This window comes from Rhodoferax sp. GW822-FHT04A08 (assembly GCF_058801025.1).
Genome location: NZ_JBXAMW010000001.1, coordinates 877,685 through 894,317 on the forward strand (window position 1 = coordinate 877,685; position 16,633 = coordinate 894,317).

Genomic DNA, 16,633 nt, shown 5'->3' on the forward strand with positions numbered 1-16,633 from the left:
GAAGGAATGGGTAACAGGTGGCGCCTGAACGTGTTTATGCAAGACCCTTGGCGGCGGCCGCGCGTTCGGCGGCTTCCAGGGTATTGACCAGCAGCATGGCAATGGTCATGGGGCCCACGCCGCCGGGCACTGGCGTGATGTAGCCTGCAACTTGGCTCACGCCAGCGTAGTCCACGTCGCCACAGAGCTTGCCTTCGTCATTGCGGTTCATGCCCACGTCCAGCACCACGGCACCGGGTTTGACCATGTCCGCGGTCAGCACATTGCGTTTGCCCACTGCGGCCACGATGACGTCGGCCTGCAGGGTCATTTCCTTGAGGTTGGCAGTGGCGCTGTGGCAGATGGTGACGGTGGCGTTCTGCGCCAGCAGCATCATGGCCATGGGCTTGCCAACGATGTTGCTGCGGCCGATCACCACCGCATGTTTGCCGCGCAGCTTGTAGCCAATGCTCTCCAGCATCTTCATGCAGCCGTAGGGGGTGCAGGGCCAGAAGCCGGGCTGGCCCACCATGAGGGCACCCGCGCTGGAGACGTGGAAACCGTCCACGTCCTTGGCCGGGGAAATGGCTTCGATCACCTTGTGGGCATCCATGTGTGCGGGCAAGGGCAACTGGACCAAGATGCCGTGGATGCTGTCGTCGTTGTTCAATGAGTCGATGCGGGCCAGCAACTCGGCTTCGGTCATGGTGTCGGGGTAGCGCTCCAGTACCGAGTGCAGACCGGCGTCGCCACAGGCCTTGACCTTGTTGCGCACATAGACCTGGGACGCGGGGTTTTCGCCCACCAGCACAACGGCCAAGCCGGGTGTCAGGCCGCGTTGGGTCAGCACGGCAGTACGGCGTGCCACATCGGCACGGGTGGATGCGGCCAAGGCGTTGCCGTCAATGATGGTTGCGGTAGTGGTCATGCGTGTCTCTGGGGTCGTTCTGGAATAAAAAAGCCCGCAGCTTTGCAGTTGCGGGCCGGTTGGGCCGGTGGTCAGGTCAGTTCAAACTTTGGGAGCATTTTGTCCAAGGGCAATCTTGAGCAGGTCGGCAACCGTATTGGCGCTGAGCTTTTCCATGATGTTGGCGCGGTGCGCTTCTACCGTCTTGATGCTGATGCCCAGGTCGTCGGCAATCTGCTTGTTGAGCCGTCCCGCCACAATGCGCTCCAGCACCTGTGACTCGCGCAGTGTCAGCTTGGACAGCAGGGCATCGCGGTTGACGGCAAGCTGGTAGTCGGCAAACGAGTCCTTGGCGTGGTCCAGCATGCGCTCCACCAAGCTGACCAACTGGTCTTCCTTGAAAGGCTTTTGGATGAAGTCCATGGCGCCTTTTTTCATGGTGTCCACAGCCATGGGCACGTCGCCGTGGCCGGTGATGAACACGATGGGCAGAGGAGAGCGGCCTTCGATCAGGCGGTTCTGCAACTCCAGTCCGGTCATGCCATCCATGCGGATGTCGGCAATCAGGCAGGCGACTTCGCGGGCGTCGTAGCGGCTGAGAAAGGACTCTGCGGAATCGAAGCACCGTACCCGGTAGCCCTTTCCTTCAAGTAACCATTGCAAGGAGTCTCTTACAGCCTCGTCGTCATCAACGACGTAGACCGTACCTTTTTTTGGAATCAGGCTCATTCAAATGTCCAGACGTTTATGTGCTTAGGGTTGGTGCAACAGGCGTTTGGTAGCCAATATCTGCCACGGGTATCCAGAAGGAGAAACGGCATCCTGCCACTTCGGTGCCATTGTAGATGTTCTCCGCACTCATTCTGCCCAAGTGCGATTCGACGATGGAGCGGCACAGCGACAGGCCGATGCCCATGCCATCAGCCTTGGTGGAAAAGAATGCTTCATACAGTCGGGCCATGACCTCGGGTGCCAGTCCCTTGCCCGAGTCGCGCACGGAAAAATCGATGGCGGACTGCCCGTCCACCTTGGTCGGCACTACGCGCAATTCCACCAGACGCTGCGCCGTGGGGCGTTGCGCCATGTCGATGGACTCGGCGGCGTTGCGCAGCAGATTGACCAGCACCTGCTCGATCAGGATGGGGTCCACCAGCATTACAGGGAGCCGCGCGGCAACGTAGTGGTTGAGCCGCACGTTGCGCCGGCGCAGTTCAATCTCGGCCAGCTCAATGGCTTCACTCACCATGACGCCCACGTCCGACGGCGTGCGGTTGGGCTCGCTACGCTTCACGAACGAGCGTATGCGCTGGATGATCTGCCCGGCGCGCTGGGCCTGGCGCGCGGTCTTGTCCAGCGCGCCCAGCAGGTCTTCCTCGGTGATCTGGTGCTCCTTGATGCGCGAGATCATGCCGTTGCAGTAGTTGTTGATGGCAGTCAGCGGTTGGTTGAGTTCATGCGCCACGCTGGAGGCCATTTCACCCATGGTGATCAGCCGGCTGGAGTTCTGCGCGCGCTCGGCCTGCGTGGCGGCCTGCTGCTCGGCCAAGCGGCGGCTGGTGATGTCGGTGGCAATCACCATCTGCGCCAGGCGGCCATCAACCCAGCTCAGGTAGCGGGTGCGCACCTCCAGCCACTTGCCCAGGGCGCTGTCGTAGATTTCACCGCTCTCGGTTTCGGTGTCGGCAATAGTTTCGGTGGGCAGACCGGCCAGGGCGTCCACGCTGTCGTCGGAGTCGCTGCTGGTGGGGCTGCTGGGCACACCGGCTTCTGCCACCAACTGCAGATGGCCGTTGGCATGGGTGCCAAACCATTGGCGGTAGAGCTTGTTGGCAAACAGCAGTTCGTCACTGCCCAGGGGGGCGACCGATATCGAGGCGTCCAGCGCTTCCAGCACGGTGGTGAAGCGCTGGTGCGATGCCGACAACTGTTCGCGCACCCGGTTGGGCTCGGTGATGTCGGTCATGGAGGTGACCCAGCCGGTCTGCGTGCCCATGGCGTCAATCAGCGGCGCCACGTAGAGCCGTGCATCGAACATGGTGCCGTCGCGCCGCTTGACGCGCACCTGGAATCCGCCCGGCGTGAATTTGCCAGACAGTTCTTCTTCGAGCTTGGACGCCAGCAGTTCGCGGTCGGACTCGGGCCAGTAGGGAAAGGGCGCAGTGTGGCCCACCAGATCGGACTCCTGCCAACCTGTCATCTGACAGAAGGCCGCATTGACATAGGTGATGCGGCCCTGCAGGTCCATGGCGCGCATGCCGGTGAGCATGGAGTTTTCCATGGCGCGGCGGAAGTTGGTCTCGGACATCAAGGCCTGTTGCGCCTGCAGACGGCGGCGGGTGTGGCGCCAGTTGGCGATCAGCATCCACGCCGTCATCACACTGAGTGTGCCCACCAGCCAGAAAAATCCACTGCCGATCACGCCCAGGGACGCCCGATAAGCCTGGCCACGTACCACCAAACCACTGCCCACGGGTGATACCGCCATGGAGAAGGCGTTGTTGCGGGTGCTCCAGGGCAGCCAGTTGCTGCCGGCCTTGCGCGCTGGAATCACGGTGCCGGCCAGAAGTCCACCGTTAGCGTCCAGCAGCGAGATGGCGTAGCGCGCAGTCACCTCATCCGGCACGCCGTAACGGTACAAGCCATCGACCGAAAGCTCCGCCAGCAGCACACCCGAGAAGCGGTTGCGCTCATTCAGGGGAATGTAGATCTGCATCAGCGGTGCGAAATCGGCTGAGCGCAGACGTTGCAGAAACACGGGTTGGCCGTTTTGCTTGACCGAGTTGAAGGCCTGCTCGTTGTCCAAGCGCGTGGCCGGGTCGTTCAGATTGTGGGTTGGGGCAGGTGGGCGCACGGCGGTGCCGGTCCCCACGCGCACCCGGCGGCGTTCGTCAATCCACGCCAGTCCCTGGATTTCAGGGTATTGGTTGAGCATGGAAATGGCGCGACTGCGAAAGTCCTCCACATCCAGCTCACGGTTGGAGACTTCGCGCGCCACCCGGGTGAGCTGCTCCTGACGTTCCAGCAGGCGCAGGCGCAGCCTCTGCTGCGTGTATTCCACATCGCGTTGCACAGCCTCCTGCTCGCGATCGAATTCTTCCGCGCGCAAATAGGCAAATGCCGTGACGATGGCGGCAAAGAATAACAACACAGCCACCAGGGGCGCGAGCATGGCCAGCCGGTCCTGCCGCTGCGGATGCTGGCGCGTCCACCAGTGTTTGGCCTGCTGCACGGCAGGCAAATCCAGGGCGCTGGGAATGGAAATGAGATCGGGCAAAGCCATGCGTCAAGTGTAGGCGATGGCTGTAAGAATTGATCCTCAAAATTTCATAATGTGAATGTAATAAGCATAACTTGAAATTTTAAAAAAGATGTGAGAAACTTCAGGCGTCGTACTAAATTACGTCGGCGAACCCTCATAAGTAACCAGGAGACAAGAATGTCAGCAGTTCCCCAAAGCCCGGCTAGCAGCATTGACGCAGATAGCCAGGAGACCCGCGAATGGTTGGACGCCCTGTCCGCCGTGATTCAGCAAGAGGGCCCTGACCGCGCTCACTACCTGCTGGAGCAACTGTTGTCACACGCCCGGCAAAGCAGCCTGGACATGCCGTTCTCGGCCAATACGGCCTACGTGAACACTATTGACAAAGATCAAGAAGAAATTTGCCCCGGCAACATCGAGATTGAAGAGCGCCTGCGCGCCTATATGCGCTGGAACGCCATGGCCATGGTGGTCAAGGCCAACCGCCACCACCCCATCGACGGTGGTGACCTGGGGGGCCACATTGGCTCCTTTGCTTCGCTGGCCCATATGTTTGGTGCAGGCTTCAACCACTTCTGGCATGCCGAGAGTGAAAACCACGGTGGCGACTGCCTCTACATCCAAGGCCACGTGTCACCCGGTGTGTATGCACGCGCCTATCTGGAAGGCCGTCTGACCGAAGAGCAACTGCTGAATTTCCGTCAGGAAACCGGCGGCAAGGGGCTGTCGAGCTACCCGCACCCCAAGCTGATGCCCGAGTTCTGGCAGTTCCCTACGGTGTCCATGGGGCTGGGCCCACTGATGGCCATCTACCAGGCCCGCTTCCTCAAATACCTGCATGCCCGCGGTATTGCCAACACCGAAAACCGCAAGGTCTGGGTGTTCTGCGGCGACGGCGAAATGGACGAAGTGGAGTCCTTGGGCGCCATCGGCCTGGCTGCCCGTGAGAAGCTCGACAACCTGGTGTTTGTGATCAACTGCAACCTGCAACGCCTGGACGGCCCGGTGCGCGGCAACGGCAAGATCGTGCAAGAACTCGAAGGCGAGTTCCGCGGCTCTGGCTGGAATGTGATCAAGCTGCTGTGGGGCAGTGAATGGGATCCGCTGCTGGCGCGCGACACCGACGGTGCCCTGCGCAAGATCATGATGGACACGCTGGATGGCGACTACCAGGCGTTCAAGGCCAACGACGGCGCGTTCGTGCGCAAGAACTTCTTCGGCCGCGATCCGCGCACGCTGGAAATGGTTTCCAAGATGAGCGACGACGCCATCTGGAACCTGCGCCGCGGCGGTCACGATCCCCAAAAGGTGTATGCCGCCTACGCAGCTGCGGTCAAGCACAAGGACCAACCCACCGTGCTGCTGATCAAGACCGTCAAGGGTTTTGGCATGGGCAAGGCCGGGGAAGGCAAGAACAATGTGCACCAGACCAAGAAGCTGACGGACGAGGACATCAAGGCCTTCCGCGACCGCTTCAACATCCCGGTGCCCGACAGCCAGATTGCCGACATCCCGTTCTACAAGCCGGCCGACGACACCCCGGAAATGCAGTACCTGCACGAGCGCCGCAAGGCCCTGGGCGGTTACCTGCCGCACCGCCGCACCAAGGCCGATGAGAGCTTTACCGTGCCCTCGCTGGAAACCTTCAAGTCGGTGATGGAGCCCACGGCCGAAGGCCGCGAAATCTCCACCACGCAAGCGTATGTGCGTTTCCTCACGCAACTGTTGCGTGACCAGGCCCTGGGCCCGCGCGTGGTGCCCATTCTGGTGGACGAAGCCCGTACCTTCGGTATGGAAGGTCTGTTCCGCCAGGTCGGTATCTACAACCCCGCAGGTCAGCAGTACACCCCGGTCGACAAGGACCAGGTGATGTACTACCGCGAAGACAAGGCCGGCCAGATCCTGCAAGAAGGCATCAACGAAGCCGGCGGCATGGCCAGCTGGATTGCAGCAGCCACCAGCTACTCCACCAGCAACCGCATCATGGTGCCGTTCTACGTGTACTACTCCATGTTCGGCTTCCAGCGCATTGGCGATCTGGCCTGGGCTGCTGGCGACATGCAAGCGCGCGGCTTCCTGCTGGGCGGCACATCCGGACGCACCACGCTCAATGGCGAAGGTCTGCAGCACGAAGACGGCCACAGCCACATCATGGCTGGCACCATCCCCAACTGCGTCAGCTACGACCCCACCTTCGCGCACGAAGTGGGTGTGATCCTGCACCATGGCTTGAAGCGCATGGTGGAAAAGCAGGACAACGTTTTCTACTACCTCACGCTGCTCAATGAAAACTACGCCATGCCCGGCCTCATCCCTGGCACGGAAGAGCAGATCATCAAGGGCATGTACCTGTGCAAGCCCGGCGCCAAGCTGACGCCGCGCGTGCAACTGCTGGGCTCCGGCACCATCCTGCGCGAGAGCATTGCTGCGCAAGAGCTGCTGGAGAAAGACTGGGGCGTGGCTGCCGACGTTTGGAGCTGCCCGAGCTTCAACGAACTGACCCGCGACGGTCAGGACGCCGAGCGCTGGAACCTGCTGCACCCGCTGGAAACCCCGCGCGTGCCCTTCGTGTCGCAACAGCTCGAAGCCAACAAGGGCCCGGTGGTTGCCTCCACCGATTACATGAAGGCCTATGCCGAGCAGATCCGCCCCTTCATCCCCAAGGGCCGCACCTACAAGGTCCTGGGTACCGACGGCTTTGGCCGCAGCGACTTCCGCAGCAAGCTGCGCGAGCACTTCGAGGTGAACCGCCATTACATCGTCGTGGCCGCACTCAAGGCCCTGAGCGAAGAAGGCACGGTGCCGGTTGCCAAGGTGGCTGAAGCCATCACCAAGTACGGCATCAATGCCGACAAGATCAACCCCCTGTACGCCTAATAAGACCGGAGACAAACCATATGGCACTCGTAGAAGTAAAAGTCCCGGACATTGGCGACTTCGATGAAGTCTCCGTCATCGAAGTGATGGTCAAGGTGGGCGACTCAGTTAAGGCTGAGCAAAGCCTGATCACTGTGGAGTCCGACAAGGCATCCATGGAAATCCCCTCCAGCCACGCTGGCGTGGTCAAGGAAATCAAGGTCGCCCTGGGTGGCAAGGTCAAGGAAGGCACTGTGGTGCTAGTGTTGGAAGCGGCGGGCGAAGCAGCTGCATCTGCTGCCGCGCCCGCGGCCAGTGCTCCGGCTCCCGCTGCTGCACCCGTAGCAGCGCCTGCGCCCGTCGCGGCAGCACCCGCGGCTGCTGCCGGTCCGGTGGAAGTGCGTGTTCCCGACATCGGCGACTTCAAGGACGTGGCCGTCATCGAACTGCTGGCCAAGGTGGGCGAGACGGTCAAGCTCGAACAAGGGCTGATCACTGTGGAGTCTGACAAGGCCTCCATGGAAATCCCCTCCAGCGCCGCCGGCGTGGTCAAGGAACTCAAGGTCAAGCTGGGTGACAAGGTCAATGTGGGCGATCTGGTGGCCATTCTGGAAGGCGTGGGTGCTCCCGCAGCCGCCGCTCCAGCAGCTGCAGCGCCCGCACCTGCGGCCGCGGCGCCTGCCGCAGCACCAGCACAAACTGCAGCAGTTCCTGTGGCAGCAGCAGCGGTACCAGCCCATGTGCCGGGCGCCGCGCCCATCGGTCTGCCGCATGCGTCGCCTTCGGTACGCAAGTTCGCCCGCGAGCTGGGTGTGCCGCTTAATGAAGTCAAGGGCACCGGTCTCAAGGGCCGCATCACCGAATCCGACGTCCAGAGCTTTACCCGCTCGGTGATGAGCGGTGCGGTGCAGACCCTGGCTGCTGCGGCACAGAACAAGTCCAGTGGCGGTGGCGACGGCGCTGCGTTGGGCCTGATCCCTTGGCCCAAGGTGGACTTTGCCAAGTTCGGCCCGATCGAGCGCAAGGAGATGAGCCGCATCAAGAAGATCAGCGGCGCCAACCTGCTGCGCAACGCGATCATGATTCCGGCCGTCACCAACCACGACGACGCCGACATCACCGATCTGGAAGCCTTCCGCGTCTCCACCAACAAGGAAAACGAGAAGAGCGGCGTCAAGGTCACCATGCTGGCCTTCCTGATCAAGGCCTGCGTGGCCGCGCTCAAGAAGTACCCCGAGTTCAACAGCTCGCTGGACGGCGACGCGCTGATCTACAAGAACTACTGGCACATCGGCTTTGCCGCCGACACGCCCAATGGCTTGATGGTCCCGGTGATCAAGGATGCCGACAAGAAGGGCATCTTCCAGATCAGCCAGGAAATGTCCGAGCTGGCCAAGAAGGCCCGCGATGGCAAGCTCAGCCCCGCTGAAATGTCGGGTGCGACCTTCACCATCTCGTCCCTGGGCGGCATTGGCGGTCGTTATTTCACGCCCATCATCAATGCGCCGGAAGTGGCCATCCTGGGCGTGTGCCGCTCCACCACCGAACCGGTGTGGGACGGTAAGGCCTTCCAGCCGCGCCTGATGCTGCCGCTGTCGCTCACCTGGGACCACCGCGTCATCGACGGTGCCGCAGCCGCACGCTTCAACGTGTACTTGGCCCAGATCCTCGGCGACTTCCGCCGCGTATTGCTCTAAGCGAAGGAATCGGAATGGCAAACATAGACATCCAGGTTCCCGATATTGGTGACTTCGACGAAGTCACCGTGATTGAGCTGATGGTCAAGGTGGGCGATACCGTCAAGCCGGACCAGAGCCTGATCACTGTGGAGAGCGACAAGGCCTCCATGGAAATTCCCTCCAGCCACGGCGGCGTGGTCAAGGAACTCAAAGTCAAGCTCGGCGACAAGGTCAAGCAAGGCACGCTGGTACTGGTGTTGGAAGGCGAGGGTGCTGCTGCTGCCCCGGCTCCTGCCGCCGCACCCGCTGCAGCGCCTGCTGCTGCTTCCGCACCTGCAGCCCCCGCGGCTCCCGCGCCCACGGCTTCCAGTTTCGGCGGTAGCGCCGATCTGGAGTGCGACGTGCTGGTTCTGGGCGGCGGCCCTGGTGGTTACAGCGCGGCATTCCGCGCGGCCGACCTGGGCCTCAAGGTCGTCATCGTGGAGCGCTACGCCACACTGGGTGGCGTGTGCCTGAACGTGGGGTGCATCCCGTCCAAGGCGCTGTTGCACGTGGCGGCTGTCATGGACGAAGTCAGCCACATGTCCGACCTGGGCGTGGATTTCGGCAAACCCGTGGTTAACATCGAAAAGCTGCGCGGTCACAAGGAAAAAGTCATTGGCAAGCTCACCGGCGGTCTGGCTGCCATGGCCAAGATGCGCAAGGTCACCACCGTACGCGGCTACGGCGCATTCGTGGATGCCAACCACCTGGAAGTGGAAGAGACCACCGGCAACGGACAGGAAAAAACCGGAACCAAGAAAGTGGTGGCGTTCAAGAAGGCCATCATTGCCGCAGGCTCGCAAGCCGTGCGTCTGCCCTTCATGCCCAACGACCCGCGCGTGGTCGACTCCACCGGCGCACTTGCGCTTAAGGATGTGCCCAAGCGCATGCTGATCCTGGGAGGCGGCATCATCGGCCTGGAAATGGGTACGGTGTACAGCACGCTGGGCGCACGCCTGGACGTGGTGGAAATGCTCGACGGCCTGATGCAAGGCGCCGACCGCGACCTGGTCAAGATCTGGCAGAAGATGAACGCCAAGCGCTTCGACAACATCATGCTCAAGACCAAGACCGTGTCCGCACGGGCCTTGCCCGAAGGCATTGAAGTTACTTTTGCGTCGGCGGAAGAGGGCGGCACTGCTCCGGCACCGCAGGTGTACGACCTGGTGCTGCAGGCCGTGGGCCGCACGCCCAACGGCAAGAAGATTGCCGCCGACAAGGCCGGTGTGGCGGTGACGGACCGCGGCTTCATCAACGTCGACATCCAGATGCGTACCAACGTGCCGCACATCTTCGCCATCGGCGACATCGTGGGCCAGCCCATGCTGGCGCACAAGGCGGTGCACGAGGCACACGTGGCAGCAGAAGTCATCGCCGGTGAACTGCAGGGCAACAAGGAGCTGGCATCTGCCGCCTTCAATGCCCGCGTGATTCCTAGCGTGGCCTACACCGACCCCGAAGTCGCCTGGGTCGGCCTCACCGAAGACCAGGCCAAGGCCCAAGGCATCAAGGTCAAGAAGGGCCTGTTCCCCTGGACCGCATCCGGCCGCGCCATTGCCAATGGCCGCGACGAAGGCGTCACCAAGCTGCTGTTTGATGACTCCCCTGAAGCCCACGGCCACGGCAAGATCCTGGGTGGCGGCATGGTCGGCACCCATGCGGGCGACATGATCGGAGAGATTGCATTGGCGATCGAGATGGGTGCTGACGCCGTGGACATCGGCAAGACCATCCACCCGCACCCCACGCTGGGCGAAAGCATTGGCATGGCGGCGGAGATTGCGCACGGCAGCTGCACGGACGTGCCGCCGCAACGCAAGTAAGCCAAAGCCCGAAGCTACAAACCCAGTAGCCAGCCGCGCAGGACCCGAAAGGGCAGCGCGGCTTTTTTATTGCAACGCCAATAGCGCCGCCGCAGGTTCAACTGCCTTGAATCAGGGATTCAATTACCCCCGCACCTGTGCCACCTTCAGGGTCCAGGAGCTTGACCGTAGCCAGGTAGGCTGCGGCCGATGTCGAATCATCTTGACGCAATCGGATAAAGGCCAGCGCCTTGAGCGTGAACAGCCAAAAGCGTGCAGGCCCAGGAGATGTGAAATCGGCCATGTCGGGTGTCACGGTGCGCCAATCGTCAGGCAAGTGCGCCTGTTTGGCGGCCACAGCCAGGCCTTTGAGCGCGACCCGTTCCGCCTGCTCGAAGTCCGCTTGTCTGGCGTAGAACTTGTAAAGCAAGTAGTACAAAGACGCCGAGTCCGGTGCGCTGACCTGGGCTGTCAACAAGAGCGCCAAGACTTCTTCTGGTGACTCAGCAGCGCGTGCCTGGTCAAGCAGCGGCTTGACCGACTCAGGAACTTCGCCACCGAACAGTTCGGTTGACGGTTCACCCGTGAGGATGTTCACCAGGTGCCCGCAGACGCCGCCAGGCGTGCCACGACCTCGCCGTCCAAGAGGTGCTTTTGAAAAATTTCCGGCACGTCCTCGACCGTGACCCGGCTGTAGAGCACGCTGTCGGGGAAGACCACCACGTTCACTCCACCTTCGCACGGGCCCAAACAGCCAGAATAGGTGATGCCGACTTTTTCAAAGGCATTGCGGGTTTGCAATTCTTTCCAGAAAGCTTGCAAGACAGCCTGACTGCCTTGCGCTGAGCAGGAGCCGCGGGGATGACCAGGCGGGCGCTGTTGTGAGCAAACAAAAACACTGCGTTCGGGGCGAGACATGGCAAGACTCCAGTGTGACCAGCTTGTTGGTCAAGGGTTGGGTGGATGTCAGGACTACGCATTTTTGGTGCCATACCGAAATGCGCTCAAACCATGTATTTCGGGTGTATTTCCCTGCGAGTCAGTCGTCTTTTTGGCGGGTTTGAAGGGGTTGCGACAAAGGGCTTGTCAGCGGGGCAATTGCTTAGCTCAACGCCTTGGGAACAAAAAGAATAGTCAACCCTTCGTTCGTCACCGTGATGCTGCCGGGCTGCAAGCCCATTGAATCAGGCAGCGCCAGGTCTTGCGGGCGAAGCCGGTGCAGCACCACTTCCAGAAGCGTCTGCTCAGCCAACGCCTGGCCGTAAGTGTTGATTAACTCCACGACGCCGGGCTGCAAGCTAGGGAACTGCAAACGCACCAGGCGCAGCTGGTGCGCTCGCACCGTGCGGTCGGTGGCCTCATAGCGCAGTGCAAATTCCACTTCCAGCGTGCCCTGGTGGCTGCGCTGCAGGGCAGGGCCGGCGGCGTTCACCACCATCTCGGCGCTCAGGCGGTTCAGCGCGGGCAGCAGGCGCAGCTGCGGCACCTGCACGTCCAGATTCATCAACCCGGCCAAGGGATAGCGCAACGGGAAGCGCTGCGCCACGGCGGACTGCAGCTGCGCGGCAGACACCTTGTAATTGGGTGGCACCTGTGGCGCGTCTTCGGCGCCGGGTTGGGCCGGTTGTGCCGAGGCTTGTTGGGCCAGGGGAAGCAAAGCGGGAATCAGCAGAAAGAACCGGCGTCGCATGGATGGACTCCTTTTGGGGGATTGTGCGCTGTCGGGGGCGGCGCGCAAGCAGCGCTACGTGCTGCCGCTTCCGACGTGCGCATCTCCACCGACTTCAGGCAGATTGCGGAAGAATATTCAAACCAACTGAGCCCCTAGCCGCTGGAGGGTTGCGTGTGCATGGGCACACAATGAAGCACCAGCCCCTATTCAACCCAGAGATATTGCAATGAAAACACTAATTGCCTCACTGTTGCTCAGCAGCGTTGCGTTGGCCGCCAGCGCCGAGACCGTTGGCGCTGTCAGCACCACCTTCAAACTGCTCAGCCCCAACGACAAGGTGGTGGTCGATGTGTTTGACGACCCGGCAGTGGACGGCGTGGCTTGCTATCTGTCGCACGCCAAAACCGGCGGCTACTCCGGAGCGCTGGGCTTGGCAGAAGACACTTCAGACGCCGCCGTGGCCTGCCGCCAGGTTGGCCCCATCCGCTTCAAAGAAAAGATCGACAAGCAAGACGAGGTGTTCAAGGCCAGCGCCTCCTTCCTCTTCAAGCGCGTGCGCGTGGTGCGCATGGTGGATGTGAAGCGCAACACCTTGGTCTATCTGGTGTACTCCGACAAGATCATCGACGGCAGCCCCAAGAACAACGTAACGGCGGTGGCCGTGCCGGCTGAGCAGCCGATTCCGGTGAAGTAACAAGCATCAACCCGCACCGCCATGCCGGTCTTTCCAAGCAGCAAGTTCCAAGGGTCTGATTCCAAAACGCACCGCGTTCCCAGGGTGCAAGGCGGCGAACTCTTCCAGCACCAGTTGTGTGAAATGGGCCTTGTCCGCCACTGCGACTGTGGCGGGCACCCTGGCATTTACAGCGGCAGCAGTTGGGGCCTCGTTGTGTTTGACAATGTTGGCCACTACTTCGCTCAAGGCCTGACGGTAGCGCAGACGAAAGATGTCGGGCGAAACCAAGTTTTGCTTGACCGCCACGTATTGCTGGCATGACCGCTCGTATGCCCACACAAACACGTCACGCAGCAGCTCCATGCGGTTGAGCTCATACACGCCGATCATGGCGTCCACGTAGGCCGACTGCGGCACGTCGATGAACGATAGAGGGCACAGGTTATGGCGAATCAGCGGTATGTTGGCCGCAAGCCTGGAGGTGCGTTTATTCACATCCTCAAACGGCTGCAGGTAGGGCAAGTGCACCATCAGAAAAAATGCCTGCTCGAATGGATCGCCAATTTGCGCCGCCATCTGCATGACGAAGCCAAACAGTTCTTCTATCCGCTGCGGCAGGGCGACAGGTAAATACACACTGCCACCTATCTCTACCGCCCGGCGGCGCAGACGCCCGACGGCTGTGGAGTCGGCCATCAAACCATCCGACAAAAAGGCATGCAAGGCAATGATGCAGTCGGGGGTCAGCTGGGCATGCGCAGGGTCAAGCACAAGGTATTCAATGGCCTGCTTGTGGTTCAGAATCATCTGAGTTTCCAGCGCGTTCTTGCCCTCGGCGGCCTGGCCAAACTCGATGAGCCGCTCAGTGTCGAGCCTGCTGTAGGTATTGCCTTCTAGCTGTGACGACGCCCAGGACAGATCAATCAGCAAGCGGTTGAGAATGTCGCGCGCAAAGGTGCCAGCGGGTGTGAGCTCGGTGCTTGCGCTGCCCATGGTGTGCAACTGGTCTCGCAAATTTTGTGGCAAGTAGGCCGTGTGGTTGGGGTGATATTGCTCCAGAAACGACTGCTTGTAGCCCACCGGGGGGCGCATGGTGCGCGGCTGGCGCACGAATGCTTTGATTGCTTCGCCCTCTGGCGATGTCGGCACGTAGACCTCGGCAACAGCCTGCACCGTGTCCGCTGGCTCATGTGCCGAAAGGGATCCGGTAACGGCCCGCGGGTTGCGCACATAACGCGCTGCTCGCGCCTCGCCCTGCATCAGAACCTGCCCCTGCGCCACCAAAGTTGCCAGCCGACGCTGCAAGGTGCGCCGTTTCAAGCTGTCGCCCAGGGCTAGGGCAATGGCTTCTATCCCCAAGCCATCGGGTTGTGCAGCAATCAGCGCGAGCAGTTGGTCTAGCTCGGTTTGGGGCGTAAGGCGTGGCATGCGTTTGGGTTTTAGTGGAATCGCGCCAGTATCGCGCCACTTAAATTGACGTGCAAGATGTATTGCGTCATTTAAAGTGGCGTGCTGCAGCGAATAAGTGCAATATTCACTGCACTTGGCTCCAAGCAGTTGAAATTCCTAGCCTAATCCTTCGAAACCAGCGCCTAAAAACCCACCGGAACCCACCATGCTCCATTACGTGCTGCACGCTGGCTCAGTCCCCTGGCAAGACCAGTTGCTGTATGCCGGCCTCATCATCGCCCTTTTTGCCGCAGTCTTTTTCGGCCTGTGGTGGCGCAAGCGGGCCCGTCGCCCGCAGCAGGGTGACTTTGCTGCGCTGGTCCAACAAGGCAACGTCGCAGAAGCACTGGAGGCCCAGGCACAAAGCCCGTTGGCAGACGCGGCCGATGCCTGGCAGGAAACGCGCAAGACCATGCAGAACGCCAAGACCGGCGTAGAGCGTTTTCTGGCACTGATCTGGGCGCTGCTTTCCGGCGTACTGTGTTTGATCAGCGCATTGGCCGTGGCCGGCGATATCTGGCACTTTCCAACGGTAGATTGGGCTTTGTTTGCTTTCTATGCGGCGCTCGGCGTTGTCACTGGCTGGTTCACCCGAGACCAGTGGCGCGTCTTTCGCGGCCGGGTATAGACATACGATCCAGTGCGGCCACACCTATGGCCTCATTCACCGCCAAGGGGAGGGCCACCCGACAACTCCGCAAACTTGGCTGCCATCGTCGGATTGCCGCGTGTGAGCTTCTTGATCGTCAGATCGTCGGCCTTGTCGTTGGCCAGGCGCAAGTTGTTGGCGGACTTGTGCAACGCTTCCTTGGTTTTCTCCAGGTCCTTGATCGCTTCGTCGATGCGCTTGATGGCTTCTTCAAAACCTTCGGAGGCCAGGCGCCAATTGCGCCCAAACGCCGTCTTGAATTCGTCCAGCTGGGTCTCGAACTTGGTGATGTCCACGTTCTGCGAGCGCACCAGCGCCAGCTCGGACTTGTACTTCATCGAGCTCAAAGCTGCATTGCGTAAGAGCGTGATCAGGGGAATAAAGAACTGCGGCCGCACCACGTACATCTTCGGGTAGCGGTGCGAAACATCGACGATGCCGCTGTTGTACAACTCGCTCTCTGGCTCCAGCATGGACACCAGCACCGCGTACTCGCAAGCCTTCTCGGTGCGGTCCTTGTCCAGCTCTTTCAGAAAATCTTCGTTCCTCTTCTTGGTGGCCGTTTCATCGCTCTCGTTCTTCATCTCGAACATGATGGAGACGATCTCGGTGCCCGACTCGTCCGCCTCACGAAAAATGTAGTCGCCCTTGCTGCCGGTGCGGGCGTCGTTGTCCTTCTCAAAATGCGCGCGCTGGAACGCCGCCGCACGGATGCGGTTGAACTCAATCTCGCAGTGCTGCTCCAGCGTCTCGCCCACCATCTTGGTGGATAGCCGCGCCTTCATGTCGCGCAGGCGCTCAATCTCGCCTTCACGGTCGCGCAGCTGCAGGGCGAATTGCTCCTTGATGGCTTTCTCTTCCAACTGGTTTTTGACGGTGATGACGTTGAGCTCGCTCTTCAAGGCATCGCGCTCCTGGGCAACCACGCCCACGGCTGCCCGTTATGTCGGGGAGAGCTTCTTGTTTTAGTAAGGTGAGCTTGCCTGCCTGTTCTTCAGGAGTTAGCGCAACGAAGTCAGGTTTTTTCGTAGCAATAATGTCGCGTTTGATGTGCTCGATGTTGTAGACGGCACTGCCGTACTGACGGTTCTTCTTGATCTTTTCTGCGGCATGGGTTCGCAACTTTTCATCCAAACCGTTCGATGCCGCAGTGTGAGCAGACTTGGTGCGATCGCGCTCTATGCGTTTCGCTTCGAGATCAAATCGGAGCCCCACCTTTTCTTCAATGCTGCCGAGTTTTGCTTCAATGGCAGTAATTGCATCGTCAATTTCTTTGTTCTGCTCACCGACGATGGCAAAAGTCTTGATCACGCCTCCGATGTCCTGATTGACTAGGAAGCCCAGGTTGTCTTTCACGAAGTCGCGGTTGTATACCCGCACGTCGTAGTTATGTGTCAACAAGCCTGCAGAGGTAACCGCGCCCTTATCGCCTGATACCGTAAAGGAGGAACCTACATAGTTCAGCGGGAGCTTACGAGTTTCGAGCGCACGGAATATTCTGGAAAGGGTTGTTTTGCCCGAATAGTTGCGGCCATAGAGGATGTTCAAGCGTTGAAACGCTTTGACATTTTTCCCGCTGTCGCGAACCGTCTTCTTCCAGTCTAAGTCTTGGAAACTGCCAAAACTCGCTATATCGATTTGATTGATCACCGGGCTCGTCCTC

The 16,633-nt window shown here is 60.6% G+C and carries 12 protein-coding genes and 2 pseudogenes; 5 read left to right on the forward strand and 9 right to left on the reverse strand.

Features of this window, described 5'->3' with window-relative positions:
- Positions 1 to 34: 34 nt before the first annotated feature.
- From folD to AC1RMF_RS04135, 3 genes are all read right to left on the reverse strand, one after another.
- Positions 35 to 907: a bifunctional methylenetetrahydrofolate dehydrogenase/methenyltetrahydrofolate cyclohydrolase FolD gene (gene folD, locus AC1RMF_RS04125; RefSeq protein WP_342617402.1), complete on the reverse strand. Its 873-nt coding sequence runs from the start codon at positions 905 to 907 to the stop codon at positions 35 to 37.
- Positions 908 to 988: 81 nt separating this feature from the next.
- A complete protein-coding gene (locus tag AC1RMF_RS04130; RefSeq protein ID WP_342617403.1) occupies positions 989 to 1,615 on the reverse strand; it encodes a response regulator transcription factor in 627 nt (208 codons plus the stop codon).
- 16 nt (positions 1,616 to 1,631) lie between these two features.
- Entirely contained in the window at positions 1,632 to 4,166 is a 2,535-nt protein-coding gene (locus AC1RMF_RS04135; protein ID WP_342617404.1) for a PAS domain-containing sensor histidine kinase, read from the reverse strand.
- A gap of 156 nt (positions 4,167 to 4,322) precedes the next feature.
- Here AC1RMF_RS04135 and aceE point away from each other — a divergent pair, with 156 nt between their 5' ends.
- The 3 genes from aceE to lpdA are packed head-to-tail and all read left to right on the forward strand — an operon-like array spanning position 4,323 to position 10,545.
- Positions 4,323 to 7,022 carry a pyruvate dehydrogenase (acetyl-transferring), homodimeric type gene (aceE, locus tag AC1RMF_RS04140; protein ID WP_493139748.1) on the forward strand — a complete coding sequence of 900 codons (2,700 nt, stop codon included), beginning with the start codon at positions 4,323 to 4,325 and terminating at the stop codon, positions 7,020 to 7,022.
- A 20-nt stretch (positions 7,023 to 7,042) separates the two neighbouring features.
- Positions 7,043 to 8,698, forward strand: coding sequence for a dihydrolipoyllysine-residue acetyltransferase (aceF, locus tag AC1RMF_RS04145; RefSeq protein ID WP_493139750.1), 1,656 nt, complete (start codon positions 7,043 to 7,045; stop codon positions 8,696 to 8,698).
- A 14-nt stretch (positions 8,699 to 8,712) separates the two neighbouring features.
- Positions 8,713 to 10,545: a dihydrolipoyl dehydrogenase gene (gene lpdA, locus AC1RMF_RS04150; protein ID WP_493139753.1), complete on the forward strand. Its 1,833-nt coding sequence runs from the start codon at positions 8,713 to 8,715 to the stop codon at positions 10,543 to 10,545.
- A gap of 97 nt (positions 10,546 to 10,642) precedes the next feature.
- Here the strand turns inward: lpdA and AC1RMF_RS04155 are convergent, their stop codons facing one another.
- The 3 genes from AC1RMF_RS04155 to AC1RMF_RS04165 all read right to left on the reverse strand — a co-directional run bounded on the left by AC1RMF_RS04155 (position 10,643) and on the right by AC1RMF_RS04165 (position 12,214).
- Positions 10,643 to 11,122, reverse strand: a complete 480-nt coding sequence (locus AC1RMF_RS04155) for a hypothetical protein (protein ID WP_493139755.1) — start codon at positions 11,120 to 11,122, stop codon at positions 10,643 to 10,645.
- Entirely contained in the window at positions 11,119 to 11,442 is a 324-nt protein-coding gene (locus AC1RMF_RS04160) for a (2Fe-2S) ferredoxin domain-containing protein (RefSeq protein WP_493139758.1), read from the reverse strand. Before AC1RMF_RS04160 ends, AC1RMF_RS04155 begins: the two co-directional genes overlap by 4 nt.
- A gap of 184 nt (positions 11,443 to 11,626) precedes the next feature.
- Positions 11,627 to 12,214, reverse strand: a complete 588-nt coding sequence (locus AC1RMF_RS04165) for a DUF1439 domain-containing protein (RefSeq protein ID WP_493139760.1) — start codon at positions 12,212 to 12,214, stop codon at positions 11,627 to 11,629.
- A 208-nt stretch (positions 12,215 to 12,422) separates the two neighbouring features.
- Here AC1RMF_RS04165 and AC1RMF_RS04170 point away from each other — a divergent pair, with 208 nt between their 5' ends.
- On the forward strand, positions 12,423 to 12,890 hold the full coding sequence (locus AC1RMF_RS04170; protein ID WP_493139762.1) for a CreA family protein: 468 nt from the start codon (positions 12,423 to 12,425) through the stop codon (positions 12,888 to 12,890).
- A gap of 6 nt (positions 12,891 to 12,896) precedes the next feature.
- On the opposite strand, the gene AC1RMF_RS04175 is transcribed toward AC1RMF_RS04170, so the two are convergent.
- Complete coding sequence (locus tag AC1RMF_RS04175; protein WP_493139764.1) at positions 12,897 to 14,300, reverse strand: Fic family protein; 1,404 nt, start codon at positions 14,298 to 14,300, stop codon at positions 12,897 to 12,899.
- Between the two features lie 187 nt (positions 14,301 to 14,487).
- Between AC1RMF_RS04175 and AC1RMF_RS04180 the strand changes: the two genes are divergently transcribed.
- On the forward strand, positions 14,488 to 14,949 hold the full coding sequence (locus tag AC1RMF_RS04180) for a hypothetical protein (protein WP_493139766.1): 462 nt from the start codon (positions 14,488 to 14,490) through the stop codon (positions 14,947 to 14,949).
- A 32-nt stretch (positions 14,950 to 14,981) separates the two neighbouring features.
- On the opposite strand, the pseudogene AC1RMF_RS04185 reads toward AC1RMF_RS04180, so the two are convergent.
- A pseudogene (locus tag AC1RMF_RS04185) lies at positions 14,982 to 15,905 on the reverse strand (DUF2130 domain-containing protein); the annotation flags it as partial.
- A gap of 16 nt (positions 15,906 to 15,921) precedes the next feature.
- Positions 15,922 to 16,620 (reverse strand): annotated as a pseudogene (locus AC1RMF_RS04190) (AAA family ATPase); the annotation flags it as partial.
- Between the last annotated feature and the right edge of the window lie 13 nt (positions 16,621 to 16,633).